Annotated in this window: 3 protein-coding genes and 1 pseudogene; 3 read left to right on the plus strand and 1 reads right to left on the minus strand. The window is 35.2% G+C overall.

From position 1 onward, the window contains the following. On the plus strand, positions 1-342 hold a 342-nt coding region (locus tag C4S39_RS14645), incomplete at its 5' end, for a hypothetical protein (RefSeq protein ID WP_219817982.1). A 412-nt stretch (positions 343-754) separates the two neighbouring features. Then, positions 755-4,120, plus strand: a complete 3,366-nt coding sequence (locus C4S39_RS14650) for a tetratricopeptide repeat protein (RefSeq protein ID WP_181023843.1) — start codon at positions 755-757, stop codon at positions 4,118-4,120. Between the two features lie 660 nt (positions 4,121-4,780). Here the strand turns inward: C4S39_RS14650 and C4S39_RS16120 are convergent. Further along, positions 4,781-5,014: pseudogene (locus tag C4S39_RS16120) on the minus strand (IS5-like element ISCARN85 family transposase); the annotation flags it as partial. Positions 5,015-5,231: 217 nt separating this feature from the next. On the opposite strand from C4S39_RS16120, the gene C4S39_RS14660 reads away from it, so the two are divergent. After that, the gene (locus C4S39_RS14660; RefSeq protein WP_103967677.1) at positions 5,232-6,371 is read left to right on the plus strand and encodes a DUF4434 domain-containing protein; all 1,140 of its coding nucleotides are present in this window, start codon (positions 5,232-5,234) and stop codon (positions 6,369-6,371) included. Positions 6,372-6,590: the final 219 nt, after the last annotated feature.

Raw genomic sequence — 6,590 nt, forward strand, 5'->3', positions numbered from 1 at the left:
ATATCGAGTTCATTAAACTTAAAATTATGGCGCTGCATGAAACTAATTACGTTCTTGTCGGTTGAACCAGAAAGTATGCACTTGCCGGATGAACCGTATCTAAGAACTAAAAAAACGATCGGTTGGGATAAAACTGATCACGTTTATCCAGATGATAATGCTTTGAATGTGTTTAAACCTAAACTGGGAGAGTTCTTGATTGCGTCAAGGATCCTTACAAAAGAACAAATAGACAACGCCTTATCAAGGCAACTAGAACAACCTTGCTTATTAGGAGACATTTTATGCGAATTGGGCTATATCCAAAGGACTCATCTCGAAGAGATTATAGAAAATATGTAGTGAATTGATTTGAACACGATGATAAAAACTTTTAACAACTTCCGATACATAAAGAACTATTTTTTTTCCAATGTAAAAGGTTAGATCAGAAAACAAATTACTATTCATTTAACGAAACTTTTAGCAAAAGCAAATAACATCACCCGTAATTATCTCTGAGTACGAAATTATTCATGTCATTGTGATTTGATGAAAAGAAAGATGAATGCTTACTCAACAAAAGAGAAATAAATAGTTCTATTTCAGATTGCCTTTCTGCTTTTCGACAGCGACAGCCTTTTGCCCTGATTAAAGGTTAACACAAATGAGCCGTCGTCTTTTCTGAGGTATTAAATAATAAGACTGAAAAATGAATTTGACTTGGATACTTAGACTTAGAATAATTTTTGTTGGAATAGTAAGCATATTGCCTATGTTAGTAATTTTTACCAGTCATGCTGCTGATCCAACATCCAATCAAACTAAGCAAGAATATTATCTAGGTGAATTAAATGTTGAGCGATCTGAGAGTTATTTGGAGTCGATATTACGAAAATTTCGTAGTTTTCCACATTTGGATAAAGCCTATCGCCTAATGGATGAGAATAAATATCCTGAGTCAAACGCTGAATTTCAAAAATTCTTCGAGATTGATCCATATGATATTAAAGCGCGAATGGCTTACGTAATAATGTTATTCAAAAGCAGAGAGTATCAGGAAGTGATTCAGCAAACGAATTTAGCATTAGAACAGGTTGATAATAATGTACTCTTCCTCTTATATCGCGCTTTAGCTCACAATGCTTCTAAAAATAATACGCAAGCTCTTAAGGATTTTGATTCAATTATTACCAGTAACCATGCCCTTGAGGAAGATAAATTATTTGCACTAGAAGCGTCCTTAATTATTTTACTAGAACAAAAATCATATCGCCAATCTTTAGGTCTTTTGGATCAATACCCTGTTCAAAAAAGAGATTTCAAATATTTCATGCGCAATGCGATGGCAAGAGAAGGTCTAGGTGAATATGATTTGGCTACCGAGGCACTTAATAAGGCGCTGATTCGTTCTGAAAGTAAAAATGATTCTATGCAGGCTTATTTGACATTAGGAAACCTCTATAGAAAAAATCATAAAACTGATCTGGCAGATAGTGCATTTCAAGCGGCATTAGCTATAGATAAAGGCAATCCAGAGATATTACGATCATTGTCTTACATATATTACGATTTAGGTCATCTGGATAAAGCAATTAATTTGATGCATGCGCTTTTGATACAGCGTTATGATGTCCAAGATCAAGAATTCTTAGCCAACCTTTTTTTTGCAAACAAAAATTATTTATCCGCAGCCAGATCCTTTGAAGTTTTGCTCTCGGAATCGACACAAGAATCAGATTTGTATCGTATTAACATATTGATAGGACATTCCTATAATAATGCAAAACAGTATGATATGGCAGCTAAAGCTTTCCAGAATTCTGCTGAGATAAAACGTTCCAGTGAGGTTATGCAATTTTTAGCGAATGCATTGGAAAATAATGGTGAAGTTGAGAAAGCCATTCAGGTCTATCGCGATTGGTTAGAGAAAGAAAAAAGTGCAGAAGCATATATCAGGTTAAGTAATCTTTATATCACTAGTGGCGACAAAAATAATGCTCTTTTTTCATTGGGTTTAGCACTACGATCGGACGCAACTAAAGAACAACAAAAAACGATATTTCAAACTAAAGGAGAATTGCTGTATCAACAAAATAAATATGCCGAGGCTAAAGCTGCATTTCAAAATGCAGTAAAGATTGATCCAGCTGATGCAGAATTAACAGCAAAAATTGAATCAACTGATCTGGAATTACTAAATTCATCAGCTATGGCGAGTTTAGGAGCTGGTCGCCTAGAAGAAGCATCAGATTATCTAAAGAAGAGTCTACAAATAAAGGAAACAATTAATGCTTTATTTATGATGGCGGAAGTCGAGAAAAAGTTAGGAAACTGGGAAAAGTCAGTTGAGATCTATCGTCATTTAATTCAGATGAACGGATTAGATTCAAAACAAAAGAGCAATGCACTAACAAACCTCGGATTGCTTTATCTTGAGCAGGGAAAAGAGCAATTGACACTGGGTTACTTAAGATCAGCGGCGTCTATGGATGAGCAAAACTGGGTAAACAATCGAATTCTTGGTAACGCGTATGCTCGTTTTGATCGCTGGGAAGACGCGCTTATGCAGTATCGTTCTGCATTATCAAAACAACATGATTTAGAAAATGTATTGAACTTCGCTCAAGCCAACGGCAAGCTCAATAAAATCGATATTGCTAATTATTATTTTCAACAAGCAATTGAGCATGCAGATAAAGATGTGTATAACTTCGAACAGAAAAAAGCAGTTCTTGATACCTTTGGTTATTTTTTAGTAAGTCAAAAAGAATTTGATCAGGCTACTGAAAGATGGCGGCAATCTTTGCAAATTAAAGATGATCCGATCATCAGAATGAGGCTAAATATGCTGCTAAGTTCTGAATTTAATGATGATCAATCTCTAATTCAGCTAAAATTAATTGATAAAAATAGCTTATCTGCGGAATTAAATGCTGAACGGTATGATTTTATCGCTCAACAGTACGCAAAGAGAAAACAGTTTTCCAATGCAATTAGAGTTCAAACTAGAGCACTTGAATTCATTGAAACAGCAGAGCGACATTACATGCTGGGTAATTACTTGCAGTCCGCTCAACAGGAGGAAGAAGCCATAGAGCAGTTTAAGCTTGCTGTGGATAAGGATCAAGAAAATAAAATTTTTTTAGCTGCCTTGGGCTATGCATATTCTAAGAATAACCAACCTGATCAAGGTATTAAGGCTCTAGAAGAAGCCGTAAAGAAAAGTCCTGAAGACCTTGGATTACATAAAGATTTAGCATATCTGAGTTTGAAAAATTCAGATAATCAAGCAAGTAAGTTCTGGTTTAAAAAAGCTATAGATGTAAGGGCTGCGCAATTAGGTAATAGTCAGCCCGATGTAATTAATAAAGATATTGAACTGGGCTCTTTAAAAAGAGAGGTGAGGGAATTAGAGGATAATTTTAATTTTACTATTTATTCTGGATATAGACAGAACAACAATACCGTAAACTCAACTGGTGCTTCAGGCATACTTGGCGGTGTTATTCCTTCTCAAGGTGGTGTTGAATTAAATTATCGTCCTTCTATTATTGAACTGCGTGATGGGCGAACATTCACATTGTTTTCGCGCATGCTCTGGTCTATGGAGCCAAATACATTCAAAGTTGATACAGAAACATTTCAATCCACAGTAGGAATTCGATATAAACCCTTTCAAACACACAATTTTAATTTAAGCGCAGAGAAACTAATTAAAATTGGAGATAATTCCCAAAATAATTGGTTAATTAGAGGTATGTATGGATGGACGAATGGATTTGATATTAATTTTGGAAAAAAATATTGGAACTACACAACCTTATTTGGCGATTTAGGTTATTTTATTCAGTCTCCAGCGGTATTGAGTTTCTTCGGTGAGGCCCGTCAAGGGATCAGCTATAATTTTGGGAAAAATATAGTATTAACACCGCATGCAGTAATTGATGGGAGGATTCAGACAAAAGATGAGAGTAACCTATCTTATTTAGAAGCTGGCGGGGGACTATCGTTTAAATATTACTTTAATCAGACTATGCACTCAGCTCCTAAATCTTATATTGAGTTACTGTTTCATTATAAAGCCGGAATTGTAAATATTAGCAGTGGTTTCAATGCAATGGGAATTCTCAGATATTAAATTATAATCTAGAGATGATAAAAATGAGAATCAAAACGACACAGGAGTGGTATGATAAAATCAATTTTGGTACTCTAGTAAGAATAGTAAAGGAATGAATTAGACTGGATTCGATCCATCTGGCATTTGGATCAGGATCATTCGGCGTCGGAAGTATCTTGAGATCACACAAATATGCTGAAAAGGTAGAGCAAGGATTACCGAGCCGGTTACTCAGAGCAAATATACTGATGGAAATGGAGAACTGACACCGAAGCAAAAATGTGTGGAGTAAATCATACAGCTCAAACTGGGTATTTCAACACGGAGTACAGTAAGCTTTTAGAAATACTCAATTTGGGTAGATAGTATGAGCTGCACCAACAACTGTTTTAAGAATGTTTGGACATAATTTTTTCGTCAACCTTAAACAGAATCGAATCCACTTGCGCCATTACCGAACCGGTTCTGTAGCACAGCACTATTCGTTGAAGTACATTTCCATGTTTTAAACAGTCATCGACTGTATTCATAGCTGAGTATAGAAGCTAAATCGGTATAAGGTAGAAATTGAAAGAGTGAAGAAGATTGCTTAACTGGATTGTCTGGTTTAACTTGATAATGTCAAAACTCATATGACACGTTTCAAACGCAAGTATAAATTGTGGTATCTATGGCCTGTTAACACAATTTAATTGTTTCGACGATGAGAGCGAAGTGGATGAAGGAGATGATGACGACATCGAGCTTTAGGAACCTGGAGAAGATGCAACTAAATTCCTTTAGTCTTCTGAATAATCGTTCGATCTCATTGCGCTTTCCGTACATGGCACGATGATTGTATTGCCAAGGCGAATCGTTTTTCGCCTTGGGGGGAACAACCGGGATGTAACCCAAATCCAGCGCCAATTGCCGAAGCGTTTGGGCAGTCCTCGCCACTTGCAGTCATGCTCGGCAACATGAAATTGGCATTGAGAACTTGCAGATTGAAATAACTAATATTTACCGCGTTGACGCGGCATGCAGTATTCGATCTGTTGATATTGAGTTTGGGTGATTTCAATTATCATATTATATCAAATAGTGTTAACAAGCCCTATCTAAAAATGCTTTTTAAATTTAAATAAATTGAATGACATCACATAAAAAAATAAACAGAACATACTATTTCTTTCTTTACCGTTGCGAAACCAGATCTATTTCTACAGTGTGCTCTTCTTATAACGTCTTATCAAAAAACTCCAGTGTGAGGTACATTTGTTGGATATGGATATGCTTTATTCTAGTAATAACGTTAACTTTCAGTCAGTCAGTTTTTTCAAAAGACCCAAATCCAATTTACCCAATTCAAGGTACGTTTATACAGCTTCTTGAAGATTCACATGGGCAATGGAATGAAAACAAATGGATAGTTTTTTTTTCATATCTTAAAAAGCTGAGGATATCAAAGTTATATTTACAATGGACAGTAGCAGATACACGCTCTTTCTTTTTCAGTAGTACATTTCAATCTGTTAAGACTCCACCATTAGAAACTATTTTAAGACTAGCCGAGCAATTTGAAATGAAAGTTAATATCGGGTTAGTTCACGACTATGAGTATTGGAATCAAATTACTAAAAATTCGAATCATATAAAAACTTATTTAGACAATCTGCTGAGTCGATCTAAACTTGCTGCTGATCAAATAACATCAATCGCTATAAACTATAAGTCTTTCAATGGATGGTATATTACAGAAGAAGTGGATGATATAAACTGGAAAGACGATTACAAAAAAGAGCTCTTATTTTCCTATTTAGAACGATTAGGTGACTCATTAGAAAAATTAACACCTGGTTATCAAATTGCTATCTCAGGATTTTGCAACGGTCAAATCGAAATTAACGAATTTAATAAATTCTGGAATCAATTACTCAAGCGAACGAAGATTAATTTGGTTTTATTTCAGGATGGGATAGGGACGAATAAGTTGACATTCTCCAATCTTCCTGATTATCTTGCAGCTTTTAAGAAAGCTGCTATTGATAATCAGAGAGAGCTAGGTGTTATTGTTGAAATTTTTCGTCAAACTGATGGCTATCCAATCAATAAAAAAACATTTCGTGCGGTTCCTGCTAATTTGTACAGAATTAACCGGCAGCGTCAATTAGCAAGCAAATTTTCTCCTAATATAATTGCTTTTAGTATCCCGGATTATATGATGCCGATAGCTGGTAACGCTGGAAAATTTCTTTATAACAGATACTTGGAAAATATTAAAGATAACTAATCTCCGCGGAAAATTCGCCCCGCCTGACAGTCTATGAATATATTGCAAATAGATCAGTTCTACAAATAGGCAATATTCAAGATTAGATCATATACTTATCATCCATTCAAAGTTGACTACTACTTAGTCGATTCTGAAAAACCCTTAAGCATTTGATATTAGTTATAAATGCACTGTATGTTAGTGATCATAGCGACCGAAGATGTTAAAATGGCGCTG

The sequence above is a fragment of the Nitrosomonas ureae genome (assembly GCF_900108305.1).
GTDB classification, from domain to species: domain Bacteria; phylum Pseudomonadota; class Gammaproteobacteria; order Burkholderiales; family Nitrosomonadaceae; genus Nitrosomonas; species Nitrosomonas ureae_B.

Coding starts and splice junctions, on each gene's coding strand:
- C4S39_RS14650 (WP_181023843.1), top strand. CDS start 755: ATGTTAGTAATTTTTACCAGTCATGCTGCTGATCCAACATCCAATCAA.
- C4S39_RS14660 (WP_103967677.1), top strand. CDS start 5,232: ATGACATCACATAAAAAAATAAACAGAACATACTATTTCTTTCTTTAC.